This window comes from Blattabacterium sp. (Mastotermes darwiniensis) str. MADAR (assembly GCF_000233435.1).
Taxonomy (GTDB): domain Bacteria; phylum Bacteroidota; class Bacteroidia; order Flavobacteriales; family Blattabacteriaceae; genus Blattabacterium.
Map to the genome: position 1 here is coordinate 129,087 of NC_016146.1, position 19,883 is coordinate 148,969.

The following is a 19,883-nucleotide window of genomic DNA, read 5'->3' on the forward strand; positions in this document are numbered from 1 at the left end:
TTTATAAGGTTAATAAAATAAATACAATCATAGAAAGTATCATTTGTATGATAAAAAAACGGTAGGCTATCTTACTTTCATGATAACCTAGTTTTTGAAAATGATGATGTAAAGGAGCCATCAGAAAAATCCTTTTTCCTATTCCATATTTTTTTTTATAGAATCTAAAATACAATACTTGTACTATTACAGAAATATTTTCTACAAAAAAAATTCCACCTAGAATAGGAAGAATTAATTCTTTTTTAGTTAGGATGGATATTGTTGCAATTACACTCCCTATAGTTAAACTTCCACTATCTCCCATAAAAATTTCTGCTGGATAAATATTATACCAAAGAAAACCAATTAAAGATCCCAAAAAAGAAAAAGAGAATATTAAGATTTCTTCTATATGAGGAATATAGATAAAATGAAAATGAGAGGAATATGTTTTATTGCTGGAAACTAAGGAGAATAAGGATAAGGTAGCCAAAATTATAGAAGAAATTCCAGCCGTTAAACCATCAATTCCATCGGTTATGTTTGCTCCGTTGGATAGAAATGTAACCATGAAAATAACGATAGGAATAAAAATAATCCATGCATATTTTTTCCATTTTTGATTATACCAACTTAAAATATAGGCATAGTCGAATTCATTATTAGAAACAATAAGAGGAAGAGTCGTATTAAAACGATGTTCTTCCACTTCAGTATTCATTTCAGTGGTGAGGATATTATTGTTATTAAAAGACATGATACTTCCGATAAAAAGTCCTAAGAGGATTTGACCTAATATTTTTCCCAGGATACTAAGCCCATTTTTATTATATTTTATTTTTATGTAATCATCTATAAAACCAATCGATCCAATCCATAATGTAGTTATTATCAAAATAATAACATATAAATTGTTCAATTTTGAAAAAAAAATTGTAGGAATTAAAGTAGAAATTATAATGAGTATTCCTCCCATTGTAGTCGTTCCTTCTTTTTCTTTTTGTCCAGTAATCCCAAGATCTCGTACTCGTTCTCCTATACTTTTTTTTCTTTCATTCCATGCAATCATTTTCTTATTAACAATCAATGATATAATCATTGATAAAAAAAAAGAGATTCCAGATCTTAAAAGAATAGAATTAATACCAGGAATTAAATGCTTAAAAATATGACAAAAGATTATCATAGCCATAGCCATCAATCAATCATTTTCTTAAATTTTTTAAGAACTTTTTAGCAATTTTCATATCGTCAAAAGGATAACGTTTCCCTTGAATTTCTTGATAATTTTCGTGTCCTTTTCCTGCTATAACAATTATATCTTTTCTTTTTGCAATTCGAATAGCGGTTTGAATGGCTAATTTTCGATTAACAATCGTTAAAATATCCTTTTTATTTTTCTTATTGGATATAAACTTTTTCATATCTATTAATATTTTTTCTGGATCTTCTTCCCTAGGATTATCCGATGTAAAAATAGATCTATCACATGTTTCATAAACAATTTTTCCCATTAAGGAACGTTTTTCTTTGTCTCTATTTCCTCCACAACCTATTACGCAAATTAATTTTTCCTCTTTTTTTTTGATTCCTTTAATAGTATTTAAAACTGTCTTTATTCCATCTGGATTATGGGCGTAATCCACAATAATACGAATTCCGGAATTTGAAAAAAATTGTTCACAACGTCCTTTTATAGGTTTGATAGTATTTATTGTTTTCAATATTTCATGTTTGTTTTTGCCCAATAATATAGATGTAGCGTAACTGGCCAATAGATTGTAAACATTAAATTCTCCAATAAAACCTGTAAAAAATGAATGACCATTAATTATCAATCGATTTCCATTGATATTATTTATCAAAATTTTAATCCTAAAATCTGCTTTCTTTTTCAATCCATAAAAATAGGTTTTAGCAAAAACATTTTTTATTATTTCATGTGAATTTTTATCGTCTGCATTGATTAATGCAAAGGAATTTTTCTGCAAATAATTTTCAAAAAAAAACCTTTTAACTGATAGATAATTTTCAAAGGATTGATGATAATCTAAATGGTCATGTGTAATATTGGTAAATACTCCTCCTGCAAATAACAATCCTTCAATTCTTTTTTGATGAATTCCATGTGAACTCACTTCCATAAATCCATATTTACATCCTTGTTTCATCGAAATATTTAAATATTTATTAATATCAATGATATTTGGAGTAGTATGTTCAGTAGTAAATTTTTTAGATAAGATTTTAATTCCAATGGTAGAAATAAGAATGGTTTTTTCTCCCATCTTATAAAATAAAGAATGAAGCATGGTAGCCACAGAGGTTTTTCCATTTGTTCCAGTAATTCCTACCAATTTTATTTTCCTTGTAGGATTATCATAAAAATTAGAAGAAATAGTTCCTAAAGCGATTATTGAATCTTGCACAAGTACATAAGTGATAGATTTTTGGATTAAAAAAGGTTTTTTTTCGCAAACTATTGTGTTAGCTCCATTTTGGATAGCCTCTATAATAAATCTATGTCCGTCTGTCCTTGTTCCTTTATGAGCGAAAAAAATCATATTTTTTTTCTTTATCATTTTGGAGCATATCGAAAGCCCTTCTATCCATTTATTAGAAGAAAATCCTATCATTTTTAATACATCTACTTCTCTTAGAATATCTTCTAATAGTTTTTTCATTCTTCTAGTTTAAGAAATATAATTTTATTCTTTATCAATTTATTTCCAGGTTTTAAGGACTGATGAATAATTTTTCCTATTCCTTGATATCGGATATTCCATCCTCTATTTTCCAATAAAGGAATGATCTCTTTTCCAGGAAATGAAATAACATTAGGCATTCTTTTTTGATCCAAAGAATGGTTCAATGAATAATAGTTTTTGGACTCTTTAATTTTTTTGATTAAATCATTATCTACTTTCGTTTGGTCAAGTATTTTTTTTCCTATTATTGGATAAATATACCTAGCTATTTTGTCAAAAACTGGGACTGCTGCTTCTATTCCGTAATATCCTCTTTCTGGTCTTGAAATGATTACAATACAAGAATATTTTGGTTTTTTTGCAGGAAAATACCCTACAAAAGAACTATTGTAAGATAGAGGAGTACTTTTTATCCAATAATCTAACTGTGTAGTTCCAGTTTTTCCTGCATAAGGATATTCTGGATGATAATATTTTTTAGCTGTTCCATTTTTTACGACTCCTTCTAGCATATTTTTAATTTTTTTTAAGGATTCTTTTGAAGCTATAGAAGGATTCATAACAATAGGTTTGGTATACTTTTTAACACTTTTTCCATGAAATTTAATTTCTCTAATGAAAACAGGTTTAATCATTTTTCCTTCGTTAGCAATAGCATTATAAAAAGTGAGAATTTGTAAAGGAGTTAGTTTTAGGTTATATCCGAAAGTCATCCATGGCAACGTAATACTGCTCCAATTTTTTTTTCCAGGTTTTGGGATAAAAGGTCTACTTTCTCCTGGAATATCTATTCCTATTTTTTTATCTAATTTCCATTTAATCAAATGTTCTATGAATTTTTCTGGATGATTTTTGTAATTCTCATAAATAATTTTTGCTATTCCTACATTTGAAGAATTTTCCAATATTTGTTTAGGATTCATTTTTACATATCCTCTGTAATGACTATCGCGTATTATTTTTCCTTTTAATTCCATAACTCCACCTTTTGTATTCACCATCATGTTCGTATCTATTTTTTTATCTTCTAAAGCTGCAAGAATAGCCATTGTTTTAAAAGTAGATCCAGGTTCATTTCCTTCCCATACCGAAAAATTTCTTAAATCTTCATAAGTATTTTTTTTCGTTCTTTCTAGATTAATCATAGCCGTTATTTCTCCACTTCTTACATCCATGAGAACAACACATCCGTGATCTGCATGAGAAATGTATAATTCTTTAAGTAAGGCATGATAAGCAATATCCTGTAAAGATGTATCTATGGTAGAATAAACGTCTTTTCCATCTTCTGGATCAATTACTGAATCCAATGGTTTCCATATTTTAGAGCTAATACGTTGTTCCAATCGTTTGCCATCCCTTCCTTTAAGATATTTACTAAAGGCTCCTTCTAGTCCAGCTTTTCCTCTATGATCATCGTATCCTAATGTTCTTTTTCCTATATTTTCTAGTGTATGGACTCTGCTCGTTTTCTTTTCGACAATAAAACCTCCTCGTATTTGTCCTTTATTAAAAATGGGAAATCTTCGTAATATTTTTAAATGTGGATAATCTAAATTTTTCGCTAATAAAAAATATCTATTTCCCTTTTTTTTTTCGTATTGGAATTTATTATAAAAAAAAGACTTTGGTTTATTAAATAAGGAGGACAAAGAATCACACAAAAAGGAAATATTTTCTCGAAACACTTTTTCCGATATTGATCTAAAATCAATATGAATATCATACCTTATAATGGACATGGCTAAAATACTGCTATCTGAAGCATAAATATTACCACGTTTGGCCTTAATTAAATTGGTTCTAATTGTTTGTCCTATAACAGACTTTTTGTACTTTTCTGAACAATTTTGAATATGGAATAAATTAAAAATAATTAGAGAGGCAATAAAAATGAATAAACAACCAATTAAGTAGGATTTATACAATAAAATATATCTTTTCCGTTTCATTTTCATTATTCTCTTTTTATACTACATCCATTTATTGTTTTTCTTCTTCTACAATCAATTCGTATGGAGGTTCTTCTAAATATTTTAACCCGTTAATATTTACTAATTTATTCAAAACGGAATATTGTTGCTTTTGCAGACATCGACTATGTATATCCACGTATTCAGATTTCAATTCTTTTATTTCTTCTCCAAGATTTGTAATTATTCTAATTTTTCGATCCATCATATGGGAACTTGTTATGCTTATTAAAGATAGTACAGTAACAAAGACAATGAAATTCCAACTACGAGATGCATACTCCTTCACTAAAAACTTTCCTTTCAGTATATCTTTTATATTAGTTTCCATGATTTATAGTTTTTCCGCAATTCTTAATCTAGCACTTCTTGATCTTGGATTTTCTCTAATTTCTTGAGGACTTGGTTTGATTACTTTTTTATGGATAATTTTAAATGGAATTGTATCTATATTGTTTGTTTCTTTAAAAAAAAAACCTCTTTTAAGAAAATATTTGGTAATTCTATCTTCTATTGAATGATATGAAATTACGGAAATCCTACCTCCTGGTAGAATTATTTCAGAAGATTTTAGTAGAAGATCTTTTAAAATATTTATTTCATTATTAACTTCCATTCGGATGGATTGAAAAAGTCTAGCAAAAAATCTTTTTCTTTCCTTAAAAGATGATTTTTTTAGAATAAAAATATTCCTTAAATCGAAGGTTGTTTTAATGGGTTTTTTTAAACGTCTTGCTAATATTTTTTCAGAAATTTTTGCTGCATTTTTGAATTCTCCATATTTGTAAAATACATGAATTAATTCCTTTTTTGAATATTCATTGAGAACATGTAAAGCCGAATAAGTATTTTCTTGGTTCATTCTCATATCCAAAGTACAATTTAATTGATGAGAAAAACCTCTTATAGGGTTATCCATTTGTAAAGAGGATAGTCCTAAATCAGCTAATAAACCTGACACTTTTTTAATATGAAGAACTTTCAATACCTGTTTTAGGTGTATAAAATTTTTGTGAAATAAATGGAATCGTCCATCCTTGATGAGATTATTTTTTATGGATTCTTTATCTTGATCCAAAGCTATTAAAGTAGCTCCTTTATCTAATCTTTTTAAAATTTCATAAGAATGTCCTCCACCACCAAATGTAACGTCGATATAAATTCCATTTCTATCTGTAACAAGATTATCTATACTTTCTTTTATTAGAACTGGTTTATGATAAGGTTTTAAATTCATTTTTTAGGTTTTTCTTTTCCTATGAAGACTAAATTATGCTTTATACTCATATGTTGCACATATGAATCTGTGAAATTTTTATTTAATTTTTATAAAAAAAATTTTTTAATGAAATTCTCTTTAATCAAGACGGATAGATTTTCTAAAGCAAGAGCAGGTATAATAGAAACAGATCATGGAAAAATAGAAACTCCTATTTTTATGCCAGTAGCTTCAAAAGGAAGTGTAAAATCCATACCAAAACATGAACTATACGATATAGGATCAAAGATTATTCTCGGGAATACTTATCATTTGTATTTTCGTCCTGGAATTGAAGTATTACATCATGCAGGAGGAATTCACTCCTTCATGAATTGGAAGGAATCCATATTAACAGATAGTGGAGGTTTTCAAGTTTATTCTATGAGAAAATCGAATAAAAAAACCGAAGATGGTGTAATATTTAAATCTTTTATTAATGGTTCTTCCCATTTTTTTTCTCCTGAAAAATCTATGGAAATCCAACGTTTTATAGGTGGGGATATGATTATGGCTTTTGATGATTTTCCGCCTTATCCATGTAGTTATAAAGAAGCAAAAGATTCTCTAAAAATAACACATTTTTGGTTAAAAAGATGTTGTTCTTACTTAAAAAGTCATCCAGAAAAGTATAATTACAAACAAAGTTTTTTTCCCATTGTTCAAGGAAGTATTTATACCGATCTAAGAAGATATTCTGCGGAAGAGATATCCTTATTGGAAACTGAAGGCAATGCTATAGGAGGTTTAAGCTTAGGAGAGGATAAAGAAAAAACACAGTATATTACCGATATAGTTACCGATATTTTACCTAAAGATAAACCTAGATATTTAATGGGGGTAGGAAATCCTGTAGATATTTTAGAGGGAATATCTCTTGGGATAGACATGTTTGATTGTGTGATTCCTACAAGAAATGGACGTCATGGAACCTTATTCACCTGGAAAGGGGTTCTGAATATCAAAAATAAAAAGTGGGAAAAAGATTTTTCCTGTTTGGATGAATTAGGAAATTCTTATGTAGATAAAAACTACAGCAAATCTTATGTAAGACATCTTTTTTCTTCAAAAGAATATTTGGCCAAACAAATTGCTTCCATACACAACCTTTCTTTTTATTTTAATCTAATAAAAGTAGCTAGGAATCATCTGATGAAAAATACCTTTTATTCTTGGAAAAAATCTACAATTCCTTTATTACAAGAACGTTTATAAAATGAAAATACTTGATCGTTATATTATTCGAAATATTCTTGTTTACTTTCTATTCATTACCATTTCCTTACAAATACTATCTGTTGTAATAGATATTTCTCAACGTATGCACAGGTTGGAAAATAATCAAGGATCAATCAAGGAGGCTTTAATCCTTTATTATCCATTTTGGTCTATATGGTTGGCCAATACTTTTTCCCCAATTTCCGTTTTTTTTTCCATTATTTTTTTTACATCTAGATTAACTAAAAATTCAGAGATGAACGCTATTTTATGCAGCGGAATTAGTTTTAAGAGAATAACTATTCCTTATTTAATTTCAGCTTTCATTATAGGGTTTCTTTCTTTAATCATCAATTTCTATTTTTTGCCTATAGCTAATAAAATGAAAAATAAATTTCATTATCAATATTTATTGAGTTCAATAAAAAAGAATAAATACGAAAACAATAAGTCCATAAGTTCTAAAATTTCAAAGAATGAATATTTATTCATAAGAAATTTTTCTATGAAAGAAAATATAGGACACGAATGTGTCTATCAAAAATTTGATGGAAAAGAATTAGTATATCTTCTAAAGGCTAAAAATATTCATTGGGTAAAAAAAAATCGCATATATATCTTACAGAATTATATGGAAACCTATATAAGAAAAAATGGAAAAGATCTATTTATTAAAGGTTTTTCTATAAAGAAAAATTTTTACATGACACCGGAAGAACTTTTCCCGGAAGAATATATAGCAGAAAACATGACCATTTCAAAACTGAAAAAATTTATAGATGTAGAAAGAAAGATAGGAAACCGTAACATAAATACGTATTTAAATGAATATTATCAAAGGATTAGTTTTCCTTTTTCTACTTTTATATTTTCTATTCTAGGATTATCGATGTCCTCAAGAAGGAGTAAAAAAAAAGGTGGAATAGGGGAAAATATCCTTATCGGATTAATATTGGCTTTTTTATATATTTTTTTCATAGAAATATCTAAAGTATACTCTACAAAAGATTATATTCCTTCTTATTTATCTTTTTGGATGCCAAATATAATTATTGGAATGATCACATTTTTTATTTATTGGAATAGAAGTAAACATTAATTTAATCAATTCATTTCAAATCCTGCTATGTATACTTGACCATTTTGTTTAATGGATTTTATAGTTACATCTCCTGAGTGATTTTTTAATACACGATCTACATCCTTAGAATTTCTCATTTTTTCTCCATTAATGGATAAAATAATGTCTCCTTCTTCCATTCCTATAGCACTCAAACGACCTGTTCTTATTTCTGTTATTCTTATCCCATAATCAATTCCAAAATCTTTTTTATACTCTTTTCCAAGAGTTTCAAAGGATGCTCCTAGTAACTCCGATGGAGTTATTTCCTCTTTCCTTCTGATTCTTGTTCTTCCTTGTGAATCTTTTAGAATTACGTTAAAGGTTTTTATTTCTCCGTTACGTATAAGATTCACTTTTACTTTATCTCCTGGATGTCTTGTACCAACAATGAAAGATAAATCCGCAACATTTTGAATCGATTTTCCGTCTATGCTTTTAATAATATCTCCTTTTTTAATACCAGCATCATAGGCTCCACTTCCTTCCAATACCTCTCCAATTAAAAAACCCTGTTGTGGTTTTATATTTTGATGATTTTCCTTATTATAAGCTTTCAAATATTCAGATTTGGAAAGATCCATTCCTCTAACTCCTAAATACGCACGTTGTACGCTTCCATACTTTTTGATATCCCGTATTACTTTTCCCACTAGATTTGAAGGAGCAGCAAAACTATATCCTATAAAATTTCCTGAATTGGAAGAAATAGCTGTATTAATTCCAATTAATTCTCCATTTGTATTGACTAAAGCTCCTCCACTGTTTCCAGGATTAACAGCGGCATCTGTTTGAAAAAAAGATTCTATAGCTGCTTGTGTTTCTCCTCTTAAAATTCCTAAACTTCTATTTTTAGCACTTATGATTCCTGCGGTAACAGTAGAATTTAAATCAAAAGGATTTCCTATCGCTAAAACCCATTCTCCTACTTTCACTTTATTAGAATCCGAAAAATAAATGAAAGGTAAATTTTTTTCATTTATTTTTAACAAGGCTATATCTGTACTTGGATCTGTTCCAATAAGTTTGGCTCTATAAGTTCTTTGATCACTAAGAGTAACTTCTATTTTATCAGCCTCTCTAATAACATGATTATTGGTAACAATATATCCATCAGGAGATATTATGACTCCAGATCCATGAAGTCCTGGTAAATCATTTCTTTGAGGTATTTTTCCTCTTTCTCCAAAATCATCAGGGAAACCGAAAAAAAAGTCAAATGGATCAAAATGCAATTTATTACTATATTTTTTAGAATAATTTTTTACATTAACAACCGTATGTATTGTCTTTTCTACTACTCTTGTAAAATCAGGCAATCCAGAAGAACTAATCAATGAAGATGGATTAGAGGAGTTTCTTTTTTCGAACGAAGATCCATAATATGGAAAAATGGTTGGTTCTTCTTTAGTATATTTTTTGTATGCAGCAATAGTCATTATTGAACTCATAATACTGCTAATAACAATAGAAACCACTATTTTCTTCATGTTTATTGATTTATTTCCTTTATCTTTTATCTTTATTGTCCATTTACCACAAATATAGAGATTAATAGTAAATTCATAATATAGTATAGTAAAGTAAAAAGATAAAGGTTAAATTTTTTTATGAAAATCTATTTCTTTAAGTATCAAGGAACGGGAAATGATTTCATTATGCTAGATATTCGGAAAAAAAAAATTCCGGAAGAGGATCCTTCTTTTTTTCCAAAACTATGTAATAGGAATTTTGGAATTGGAGCAGATGGTATTATTTTAATTAAAAACGATTGTAAAAGTGATTTTTATATGAAGTATTATAATTCTAATGGAAAGGAAAGTACAATGTGTGGAAATGGAGGACGTTGTGCTGTTTCTTTTTCCAAAAAGTTAGGAATCACAAAAAAAAATAAGATTTTTTTTAGAGCTATAGATGGAAATCATTATGGAATAATACAGGATAAGGAGATGATATCCATAAATCTAATAGATATAGAAGTCGATACAATAAAAATTCATCAAAAATATGTTTTTTTAAATACTGGATCGCCACATCATGTCATTTTTGTGAAAAACATAAAAAAAATAGATGTTTATAAAAAAGGGAGAAAAATTAGATTTCATAGAGGAGTAAATGTTAATTTTGTCGAAGTCCTTGGAAAGAATACGCTAAAAGTACGTACTTATGAGAGAGGTGTAGAAAATGAAACTTTATCCTGTGGAACAGGAGTTACGGCTTCTGTTATTGCGGCATATGAAACTGGAGCACTTTCTTTCAATAATGGAATTTTTTTAGTATACACTTTAGGAGGAAAGTTATGGGTTTCCTTTCAAAAAATACAAAATAGATACGAAAATATTTATTTAACTGGATCTGTTAAGTTTATATTTGAGGGATGGATCAATATATAAAATAGATGAAAAATAAAAATTTTTATTCAATAAGTGGGAAATCCATAAAATTTATTGAAAAATATTTAAATAGTTTTTCCCCAACTGGATACGAAAGTGAAGGACAAAAAATATGGAAAACTTACATAGGTCCTTATGTAGAAGAAATACAAACAGATTTGTATGGAACTGTTGTAGGAATCATTAATCCTAATAATTCTTCATACAAATTAATTATTGAAGCTCATGCAGATGAAATTTCTTGGTATGTGAATTATATAACGGAAGATGGAATAATATATGTTTCTCGTAATGGAGGATCCGATTATCAAATAGCTCCATCTAAACGAGTAGTTATACATACAGAAAAAGGCTTGGTGCATGGATTATTTGGTTGGCCAGCTATTCATACAAGAAGAAAACATTCAGAAGAAAAAAAACCTAATATAAATAATATTTTTGTGGATATTGGAGCATTGGACAGAAAAGAAGTAGAGAAAATGGGAGTTCATATAGGTTGTATGATCACCTATCCTGATGAGTTTTTTATCATGAATCAGAATTATTTTGTTGGTAGATCTTTGGATAATAAAATAGGGGGATTTATAATTGCAGAAGTAGCAAAAATGATAATAGAGCATGAAATTGATTTACAATTTGGATTGTATGTGGTTAATTCTGTTCAAGAAGAAGTAGGATTGAAAGGGGCTAAAATGATCTCAAAATCTATAAAACCTCATATGGCTATTGTTACTGATGTGACACATGATACTTCCACTCCGATGATTGATAAAAAAATACATGGAGATATTAAATGTGGATTAGGACCTGTGATTGGATATGCTCCTTCGATACAAAAGAATCTTAGAGAATTTATTATTAATACTGCTAATCAAAAAAAAATTTCTTTTCAACGTTTGGTTTCATCCATGTATACTGGAACAGATACGGATGCATTTGCTTATTCCAATAAGGGAGTAACCTCATCTTTAATTTCAATTCCTCTTAGATATATGCATACTACAGTAGAAATGGTTCATAAAAAAGATATAGAAAACACTATACAATTAATTTTTGAAACCTTAAAAGGAATTAATTCCTACAAAGAAAAATTTTTCATCGATTGAATCTAAAATGGATAATGTCTCCATCTCTAATAAGGTATTCTCTTCCTACCAAAAACATTCTTCCTGCTCTTTTTGCTTTTTCTTTGGATCTATATTTAATAAAGTCCTTGTAATGAATGACTTCAGCACAAATAAATCCTTTTTTTAAATCTGTATGTATGATAGAAGAAGCTTGATAAGCAGTCCAATGATTTGGAATAGCCCAAGCACGTATTTCTTTTTTTCCTATTGTAAAAAAGCTTTGTAATTTTAACAACTTATATGCTTCTTGGATCACCTTATCAATTATTGAAATCCCATTTTTTTTCTGGGACGTAGATTCTTTTTTCAAGGAGACAACAACTAAATTGGATTTTTCCTTTCCTACCATTTTTTTTATTTCTTTTAAATAATTATCCTTCTTATCGCATACATCTATATTGCATACATAAAGAATAGGTTTAATGGTTAATAAATGTAAATCCTCTATGTACTTTTTTTCCTCCTTTTTAAATGGAAACATTCTAATATTTTTTCCTTCTTTTAGAAAAGAAAAAATTTTTTGTAGTAGAGTGTTTTCTCTAATAGAGTTCTTATACTTTTTATTTTTTTCTAGTCTTTTTTCTATAGTCTCTAGATCTTTTAATTGTAATTCTATATCTATAATTTCTTTATCTCTAATAGGATTTATGGATCCTTCTACATGAAGGACTCTCATATCCCTAAAAAAACGAATCATATGAATAATAGCATTTGTTTCACGAATATGAGATAGAAATTTATTTCCTAATCCTTCTCCTTTATGTGATCCTTTAATTAATCCAGCGATATCTATAATTTTTATTGTTGATGGAACTATTTTCATTGGATTAATAAATATTCTTAGTTCATCTAATCTTGAATCTGGAACTTTCGTTACTCCATAATTAGGTTCTTTGGTACAAAAAGGAAAGTTTTCTGATAAAGCTTTAGAATTAGAAATTAGGTTAAAAAGTGTTGATTTTCCTATATTTGGAAGACCAATAATTCCACATTTCATTGGATTATTTTGATTAAAATTTAACCTTTTTTAAATTTACAATTTTTTGTTTGATATGAAAAATGAAAAAAAAGAAATGCTTTTTTGGGAACATATTGAGGAGCTCAGAAAACATATGATTCATAGTTTATGTGCAATTATAATTGCTATGATTATTTTAATGAATAATCAATATGTTTTATTTGATTATATTCTTTTTGGTCCAGCAAAAACGGATTTCATCACTTACCGTATATTAAAAAACATTTTTTTTGATGGGCATTATGATACAATTCCTTTTTTTTCCAAAAATTTGGAAATTCAAAATAGACAAATATTTGGACAATTCAATATGTATGTATGGACCTGTTTGATTGGAGGAGTTATTTTATCTTTTCCTTATGTATTCTATGAATTTTGGAAATTTATAAAACCTGCTCTTTCTGATGAGGAAAGAAAATATTCTCGAGGAATTATTTTCATGGTTACGTTTTTATTTGTATTAGGGATTTTTTTTGGTTATTTTGTATTATGTCCTTTTTTAATAAATTTTGGTTATACTTTTAGGATTAGTTCTTTTCCAAAAAATATATTTGATTTATCGGATTATATATCTTTGATGATGAATTCTATGTTATCCATGGGTTTCACTTTTTTATTTCCCCTTTTTATATACTTTCTTACTAAAATAGGATTAATATCCTATACCTTTCTCAAAGAATATAGAAAACATGCTTTTTTGATCATATTAATCATTGCTTCAGCAATTACTCCTGGCGATATATTAAGTACAATAATAGTTTTAATTCCTCTACTGATTCTTTATCAATTAAGTCTTTATATCTCTAGAAAATCATAGAGGTTTTATTTTTTTATTGTTATTTCCACCCGTCTTCCTTTCTTTTTTCCTAATCCTCTAACTTCCATTCTAGAAGGATCTACTCCTTTGGAAACCAAAATTTTAAATACATAATTCGCTCTTTTTAGAGATAATACTTTGTTATAAGAACTTTTTCCATAAGAATCTGTGTATCCATTTATATAAAATTTATCATTAGGAAGTTTTTTCATCATGATTTCATAAATTTCATCAATGATGACTAATGAACTAGGAGATAATGTAAATTTTCCAAAATTAAATAAAATAGGTTTAAAAACTATTTGATCAGGACATCCATTATTTTCTTTACTTCCATATTTTTTTGGACATAAATCCTCGGAATCTGGAATATTGTCGGAATCCGTATCAGGACATCCTTTAAATTTTTTTAATCCAAATTTATCAGGACAGGAATCCTCTTTATCTAAAATACCATCGTTGTCTAAATCCTCTTTTTTAGAAATTTCTGTTTCTAAAGGTTTTTTTTCTTCTTCAGGAAAATAAGAATTTTCTTTATCTTGTATTTCCACTGTTTGGTTTTCATCATTATCAGAAAGATAATTTTCTCCGAAACGAAATGCTAAACCTATGGTATTTTTCCAAAAATTTGCTTTTTCAGTTAAAAAATAAGGAGAAGGAACAACCTGATTGTAGGTGCTTTGTAAATTTAGCCCTAAATTAGATACGATCCAAAAATTCATTCCAAATCCTCCATCCAATAGAAAAAAATTTTTTCTATTCAACTTATAATATTTGGAATCGGAAACTGTTAATGTTTTATTGCTATAATCAAATTGATGATAACCACCTCCTAATCTCATATAAGGATCCAACCAGTATTTAGGGAAAAAATGAAAATTAATTCCAGGACCAAGTTTTAAAAAAAAACTTTCTTTGATTTTCCATCTCTCATTGTCAACCATTCCCAACGTACCTTCCAAATATAAACCAATGTTTGGATTGATATTATGCCCCAATTCTATATTGGGAACAAGAGAATTTACGTTATGGTTTTTTTTCTGTAAAAAACATTTAAAAGGATTATCCATTGGATAATAGTTCATATCATTATATCCTATTCGAATGTACCATTTTTTTTGGTCATATTGAGCGAATACAAATGAAAATAAAGAAAATAAAGCAATAATAAAGAAATTAACTTTTTTCATATTTTTCATAAAAATTTCTTTGAATATCAACAAATATATGATTTTAAAAATTTTAAATTAAAAATTATTAAACTTTTCTTCCCGAAGAAGATCTCTCTTACGAATAAATTCACGCTTATCATATATTTTTTTACCTTTTGACAAAAAAATTTGTACTTTAGCATATCCTTTATCGTTAAAAAATAATTTAGTAGGAATAATAGTAAATCCAGGCTCCTTCAATTTTTTTTCTATTCTCATTAATTCTTTTTTAGTTAATAATAGTTTTCTTTCTCTTTTACTTTTATGATTAATTCCTAATTGATATTCAGCTATGTACATGTTAATGGAATACAATTCTCCATTTTTTATTTGACAAAAACTTTCCGTTATATTAGCTCGGTTTTGTCTTATAGATTTTACTTCAGTTCCAAGTAGCTGAATCCCAGCTATATATTCTTCTAAAAACTGGTATTGAAATCTTGCTTTTTTGTTGATAATACTCATATACTCATAATTAATTGTTACTTTTGTGCAAAAATAAAATTTTATAAATTTTAATATGAATGTACGTGTACGTTATTTAAAGAACTTATGTACTCAAGTAAGAAGAGATATATTACGTATGGTAAACAACGCAAATTCTGGACATCCTGGTGGATCCTTAGGATGTACAGAATTCTTTGTAGCTTTATATCAGGAAATAATGCATTACGATCCAAAAAAATTTTCTATGGATGGTCAATATGAAGATCTTTTTTTTCTATCCAATGGACACATTTCTCCTGTTTATTACAGTATATTAGCTCGTTCTGGTTTTTTTCCTATAGAAGAATTATCTACTTTTAGAAAATTGAATTCTCGTTTACAAGGACATCCTTCTGTCCATGGATCCCTTCCAGGAATACGAATTTCTTCAGGATCCTTAGGTCAAGGAATGTCTGTAGCAATTGGTGCTGCTCTATCCAAAAAACTTAGTGGAGAAGATTATAGTCTTATTTACAGTTTACATGGAGATGGGGAACTGAACGAAGGACAAATATGGGAATCTGTTTTATATGCGGGATCAAAAAATATAGATAATTATATAGCTACTGTAGATTATAATGGACAACAAATAGATGGAACTACTGATGAAGTTTTACCTCTCGGTAATATGAAAAAAAAATTCCAATCTTTTGATTGGAAAGTATTGGAAGAATTAGAAGGAAATAATATTGAGAAGGTTATTAATATTTTAAAAAAAGCAAAAAGTGAGACTGGAAAAGGACAACCTGTTTTAATTATCTTATATACCAAAATGGGATACGGGGTCGATTTTATGGTAGGAAGTAATGTATGGCATGGAAAATCTCCTAATGAAGAAGAATTAAAAGAAGCGTTATCTCAACTTACTGTTCCTCCTAAAATTTTAGGAGATTATCCAATAAAAAAATAATTATGATGAAAATATATGAGAATAAAGGATTGAAAGAAACAAGAGCTGGATTTGGAAATGCTTTGACGTTCCTAGGTAGGACAAACAATAAAGTTGTTGCCCTATGTGCTGATCTTACCAATTCTCTATTTATGAATCGATTTTCTAAAGAATTTCCTGAACGATTCTTCCAAATTGGAATCGCAGAGGCAAATATGATTGGAATAGCTGCTGGACTTAGCATTGGTAAATATATTCCTTTTGCTGGTACATTTGCCAATTTTGCAACATCTCGTGTCTATGATCAGATACGTCAATCCATTGCTTATTCTTATAAAAATGTAAAAATATGCGCTTCTCACTCAGGATTAACTATTGGAGAAGACGGAGCTACACATCAAAGTCTGGAAGATATCGGAATGATGAAAATGCTACCTGGAATGACCGTAATTAATACTTGTGATTACAATCAAACTTATGCAGCTACTATAGCTATAGCCAATCATTTAGGTCCGGTATATTTACGATTCGGAAGACCTCCTGTAGCTAATTTTACGGATGAAAATCAAATATTCGAAATAGGAAAGGCTATTCTTCTAACAGAAGGCCAAGATATTACTATTGTTAGTACTGGTCATTTAGTCTGGGAATCTTTAGAAGCCGCTAGAATATTGTATGAACAAGAAGGAATTTCCTGTGAGGTTATTAATGTTCATACCATCAAACCATTAGATGAAAGAACCATTTTAAATTCCATTGAGAAAACCAAATGTATTGTAACCGCAGAAGAACATAATTATTGGGGAGGTTTAGGAGAGAGCATAGCCAGAATTATTACTACTAAAAAAAGATTCTCCGTTCATCAAAGTTTGGTAGCTGTAAACGATACTTTTGGAGAAAGTGGAAAACCGATGGAGTTGTTAAAAAAATATCGAATTGATCGCAATTCCATTGTGAATCATGTAAAAATTTTACTTGAAGAAAAAAGAAATCAATAAAATTGAAGATAAAAAATATACAAAAATTAGTTCATAATTGGATTGAACATCATGGAATACGTTATTTTGATGTATTAACCAACACTATTCTTTTATCTGAAGAAGTAGGTGAAGTTTCTAGAATTATTGCTAGAAATTATGGAGAACAATCCAAAAAGAAAAATTGTAAGAAAATAGAAGATCTTGGAGAAGAATTATCCGATGTTTTGTTTGTATTAATTTGTTTGGCTAATCAAACTGGAATTAATTTGGAAAAATCTTTCAATAAAAAATTAAAAAAGAAGGAAACAAGAGATCATGAAAGACATCATGAAAATGAAAAATTAAAATAATATGTCTTCTTACATAAAGATTTATAAAAAAAGGAAAACTTTATACGGTTCTATATCTATAACAGGATCTAAAAGTATATCCAACCGTCTTTTAATTTTAAAAGCTATTTATACAGAAGATATTCACATCGATAATAATATTTCTAATTGTGAGGATACAAAAGTTTTAAAAAAAAGTTTGAATAGTTCTTCTAACCTATTGGATATTCATCATGCAGGAACTGCTATGCGTTTTTTAACTTCCTATTTCTCTATACAAGAAGGAAAAGAAGTAGTATTGACAGGGTCAAATAGAATGAAAGAAAGGCCTATTTACGTTCTTGTAGAGGCTTTAAAAAAGTTAGGGGCGGAAATTACCTATTTAGAAAAAGTTGGATATCCACCAATAAAAATTATTGGAAAAAAAATTTTAGGAGGGAAAATAGATGTCAATGCTAAAATTAGTAGCCAGTATATTAGTTCTTTAATGTTAATAGCTAGCAAATTTAAGATGGGTCTAAAGATATTTTTAAAAGAAAATATAACATCTATTCCCTATATAAAAATGACTTTTAATTTATTGACCTTAGCAGGTATAACAGCTACTTGGAAAGAAAAAGTCATTCATATTCATCCAGGAAAAGAGAAGGGAAAAAAATATTTTTCTATAGAATCGGATTGGAGTTCTGCCTCTTACTACTATTCAATGGCTACCATTTCAAAAAAAAGCCATATAATTTTAAAATCTTATAATAATGAAAGTTTGCAAGGAGATAAAGAAGTTACTTCCATATATGAAAAATATTTTGGAATATCCACAATTTTTGATAGAAGAAAAATCATATTGAATAAAAAGTTTCATTTTATTCCACCTAAATTCGTTAGTTTAGATTTAAATAAAACTCCAGATCTTGCGCAAACTATTGTTGTCACTTGTGCTGTTCTTGGAATAAAGTGTTGTTTAAAAGGGTTAGAAACATTAAAGATTAAAGAAACAGATCGTTTGCAAGCTTTAAGGAATGAATTATTCAAATTCGGGATAAAAATAAAAATTACAAGTTCTTGTTTAGAAATAATCGATTTTATTCCAAAAAAAATCGATTCCTCCATAAGAATAAAAACTTATCAAGATCACAGAATGGCTATGGCTTTTTCTCCATTTGGTTTATATTATTCTCTACAAATAGAGAATCCAAAAGTTGTAGAAAAGTCATATCCAAATTTTTGGATAGACTTGCAATATTTAGGTTTTTTAATAAATTTTTATGAAGAATAAAGAATTCTCCTTGCCGTAATAAATCTATTATTCCAATATTTTTGATACAATCTGGATATGATTACTCCATTGGATGTAGAGGAATGAATAAAGAATATGTTATTAGGATTGACTTTAACGACCATACCGACATGATTTATTTTTTTTCTAGATATTCCTGTAGCAAAAAATAATAGATCTCCTTTTTCTATATGTTTTTTTGAGACAAAAGAACCTTTTTTTGCTTGATGGGAAGATATACGTGGTAACAAAATCTTATAAGAAGCAAAGACTTTCTTGATAAAAGCGGAACAATCTATTCCATCTTTATTATTTCCACCATATCTATACGGAGTAGATATATAATCTTTGGCTTCTTCAATAAGAAAATCTGTTGGCCTTTTATTAAGAAAAAAAAGTTTTTTATTGATTGGAAAATAGTTTTTATTGTAGTATAGATCGTCATATGAAATAGGAGTAGTATTTTTCCTATTTTTTCTAAAATAAATTCTTTCATATTTATAAATCATATCTCCATATGATAATGGAATAGAGAAAAAATGAGAATAAAAAACAAAAAATAAGATAATTTTAGAATTTATGATCGGAATAATTTTTATTTTTTTTTTTGAAAAAGAAATACCAATTATAGGATCAAATGTAAGTAAAATACTTGTATTAAATACAAAAAAAATTAAATTTGTATTCTATTTTAAGGCCCATTCGTCTATTGGTAAGGACGTCAGGTTTTCATCCTGGAAAGAGGGGTTCGATTCCCCTATGGGCTATTAATGTATTTTTTTATGGCCAATCATTCCTCATCTTTAAAGAGAATTAGACAAAGTAATATTAGACGTTTGCGTAATAAATATGTATATAAAAGTACAAGAACAGCTATTAAGCAATTAATAAATGGAAAAAAAAATAAGGATAAGTATTCTAAGGTCATTTCTATGATAGATAAATTAGCTAAAAAAAATATTATACATATGAATAAAGCAGCAAGATTAAAAAATAGATTAATCAAAAGATTATGGAGAACCTAATTTTAGTTGTCCTAAAATAGGTTTTTTGTTTTAGGGAATTGAAATTTTCATTTTTGTATTATAAAATGGGACC

General features: G+C 28.0%; 20 protein-coding genes and 1 tRNA gene. 11 read left to right on the forward strand and 10 right to left on the reverse strand.

The features are described 5' to 3' along the window. Nucleotide 1: 1 nt before the first annotated feature. The 5 genes from mraY to rsmH are packed head-to-tail and all read right to left on the reverse strand — an operon-like array spanning nt 2 to nt 5,900. Nucleotides 2–1,168: a phospho-N-acetylmuramoyl-pentapeptide-transferase gene (mraY, locus tag MADAR_RS00605; RefSeq protein ID WP_148256095.1), complete on the reverse strand. Its 1,167-nt coding sequence runs from the start codon at nt 1,166–1,168 to the stop codon at nt 2–4. A 19-nt stretch (nt 1,169–1,187) separates the two neighbouring features. Further along, nucleotides 1,188–2,666 carry a UDP-N-acetylmuramoyl-L-alanyl-D-glutamate--2,6-diaminopimelate ligase gene (locus tag MADAR_RS00610; protein WP_014158601.1) on the reverse strand — a complete coding sequence of 493 codons (1,479 nt, stop codon included), beginning with the start codon at nt 2,664–2,666 and terminating at the stop codon, nt 1,188–1,190. Then, complete coding sequence (locus tag MADAR_RS00615; protein ID WP_041178022.1) at nt 2,663–4,642, reverse strand: penicillin-binding transpeptidase domain-containing protein; 1,980 nt, start codon at nt 4,640–4,642, stop codon at nt 2,663–2,665. The genes MADAR_RS00610 and MADAR_RS00615 overlap by 4 nt, the downstream gene beginning before the upstream one ends. 31 nt (nt 4,643–4,673) lie before the next feature. Next, nucleotides 4,674–4,994, reverse strand: a complete 321-nt coding sequence (locus tag MADAR_RS00620; protein ID WP_014158603.1) for an FtsL-like putative cell division protein — start codon at nt 4,992–4,994, stop codon at nt 4,674–4,676. A 3-nt stretch (nt 4,995–4,997) separates the two neighbouring features. Next, a complete protein-coding gene (rsmH, locus tag MADAR_RS00625; RefSeq protein WP_014158604.1) occupies nt 4,998–5,900 on the reverse strand; it encodes a 16S rRNA (cytosine(1402)-N(4))-methyltransferase RsmH in 903 nt (300 codons plus the stop codon). 108 nt (nt 5,901–6,008) lie between these two features. Between rsmH and tgt the strand changes: the two genes are divergently transcribed. Continuing rightward, a complete protein-coding gene (gene tgt / locus MADAR_RS00630) occupies nt 6,009–7,136 on the forward strand; it encodes a tRNA guanosine(34) transglycosylase Tgt (RefSeq protein WP_014158605.1) in 1,128 nt (375 codons plus the stop codon). A 1-nt stretch (nt 7,137) separates the two neighbouring features. Beyond that, nucleotides 7,138–8,238: an LptF/LptG family permease gene (locus MADAR_RS00635; RefSeq protein WP_014158606.1), complete on the forward strand. Its 1,101-nt coding sequence runs from the start codon at nt 7,138–7,140 to the stop codon at nt 8,236–8,238. Nucleotides 8,239–8,243: 5 nt separating this feature from the next. Here the strand turns inward: MADAR_RS00635 and MADAR_RS00640 are convergent, their stop codons facing one another. Then, nucleotides 8,244–9,749, reverse strand: a complete 1,506-nt coding sequence (locus MADAR_RS00640) for a Do family serine endopeptidase (RefSeq protein ID WP_014158607.1) — start codon at nt 9,747–9,749, stop codon at nt 8,244–8,246. Nucleotides 9,750–9,869: 120 nt separating this feature from the next. Between MADAR_RS00640 and dapF the strand changes: the two genes are divergently transcribed. Continuing rightward, nucleotides 9,870–10,652: a diaminopimelate epimerase gene (dapF, locus tag MADAR_RS00645; protein ID WP_014158608.1), complete on the forward strand. Its 783-nt coding sequence runs from the start codon at nt 9,870–9,872 to the stop codon at nt 10,650–10,652. A 5-nt stretch (nt 10,653–10,657) separates the two neighbouring features. Further along, nucleotides 10,658–11,758: a M42 family metallopeptidase gene (locus tag MADAR_RS00650; protein ID WP_014158609.1), complete on the forward strand. Its 1,101-nt coding sequence runs from the start codon at nt 10,658–10,660 to the stop codon at nt 11,756–11,758. Here MADAR_RS00650 and ychF read toward each other — a convergent pair. Then, complete coding sequence (ychF, locus tag MADAR_RS00655) at nt 11,748–12,776, reverse strand: redox-regulated ATPase YchF (RefSeq protein WP_014158610.1); 1,029 nt, start codon at nt 12,774–12,776, stop codon at nt 11,748–11,750. The two genes, MADAR_RS00650 and ychF, sit on opposite strands and share 11 nt — an antisense overlap. A 55-nt stretch (nt 12,777–12,831) precedes the next feature. Here ychF and tatC point away from each other — a divergent pair, with 55 nt between their 5' ends. Continuing rightward, entirely contained in the window at nt 12,832–13,614 is a 783-nt protein-coding gene (gene tatC, locus MADAR_RS00660; RefSeq protein WP_014158611.1) for a twin-arginine translocase subunit TatC, read from the forward strand. 5 nt (nt 13,615–13,619) lie between these two features. Here tatC and MADAR_RS00665 read toward each other — a convergent pair whose 3' ends face one another. Together MADAR_RS00665 and smpB are read right to left on the reverse strand one after the other, a co-directional pair. After that, nucleotides 13,620–14,804 (reverse strand): OmpA family protein, encoded by a 1,185-nt coding sequence (locus MADAR_RS00665; RefSeq protein ID WP_041178023.1) that lies wholly within the window; start codon nt 14,802–14,804, stop codon nt 13,620–13,622. Nucleotides 14,805–14,861: 57 nt separating this feature from the next. Then, the gene (gene smpB, locus MADAR_RS00670; RefSeq protein ID WP_014158613.1) at nt 14,862–15,290 is read right to left on the reverse strand and encodes an SsrA-binding protein SmpB; all 429 of its coding nucleotides are present in this window, start codon (nt 15,288–15,290) and stop codon (nt 14,862–14,864) included. A gap of 55 nt (nt 15,291–15,345) precedes the next feature. On the opposite strand from smpB, the gene MADAR_RS00675 reads away from it, so the two are divergent. Genes MADAR_RS00675 through MADAR_RS00690 form a run of 4 tightly spaced genes read left to right on the forward strand, consistent with a single transcriptional unit; the run spans nt 15,346 to nt 18,785 of the window. Then, nucleotides 15,346–16,221 (forward strand): transketolase, encoded by an 876-nt coding sequence (locus MADAR_RS00675; RefSeq protein ID WP_014158614.1) that lies wholly within the window; start codon nt 15,346–15,348, stop codon nt 16,219–16,221. Between the two features lie 5 nt (nt 16,222–16,226). Beyond that, a complete protein-coding gene (locus MADAR_RS00680) occupies nt 16,227–17,198 on the forward strand; it encodes a transketolase family protein (protein ID WP_041178024.1) in 972 nt (323 codons plus the stop codon). 2 nt (nt 17,199–17,200) lie between these two features. Continuing rightward, nucleotides 17,201–17,530: a nucleotide pyrophosphohydrolase gene (locus MADAR_RS00685; RefSeq protein ID WP_014158616.1), complete on the forward strand. Its 330-nt coding sequence runs from the start codon at nt 17,201–17,203 to the stop codon at nt 17,528–17,530. Between the two features lies 1 nt (nt 17,531). Then, nucleotides 17,532–18,785, forward strand: a complete 1,254-nt coding sequence (locus tag MADAR_RS00690) for a 3-phosphoshikimate 1-carboxyvinyltransferase (RefSeq protein ID WP_014158617.1) — start codon at nt 17,532–17,534, stop codon at nt 18,783–18,785. Here MADAR_RS00690 and MADAR_RS00695 read toward each other — a convergent pair. Continuing rightward, entirely contained in the window at nt 18,773–19,294 is a 522-nt protein-coding gene (locus tag MADAR_RS00695) for a C40 family peptidase (protein WP_014158618.1), read from the reverse strand. The two genes, MADAR_RS00690 and MADAR_RS00695, sit on opposite strands and share 13 nt — an antisense overlap. 186 nt (nt 19,295–19,480) lie before the next feature. On the opposite strand from MADAR_RS00695, the gene MADAR_RS00700 reads away from it, so the two are divergent. Both MADAR_RS00700 and rpsT read left to right on the forward strand, forming a co-directional pair. Next, a tRNA-Glu gene (locus MADAR_RS00700) sits at nt 19,481–19,552 on the forward strand. Nucleotides 19,553–19,567: 15 nt separating this feature from the next. Further along, a complete protein-coding gene (gene rpsT / locus MADAR_RS00705; RefSeq protein ID WP_014158619.1) occupies nt 19,568–19,810 on the forward strand; it encodes a 30S ribosomal protein S20 in 243 nt (80 codons plus the stop codon). Nucleotides 19,811–19,883: the final 73 nt, after the last annotated feature.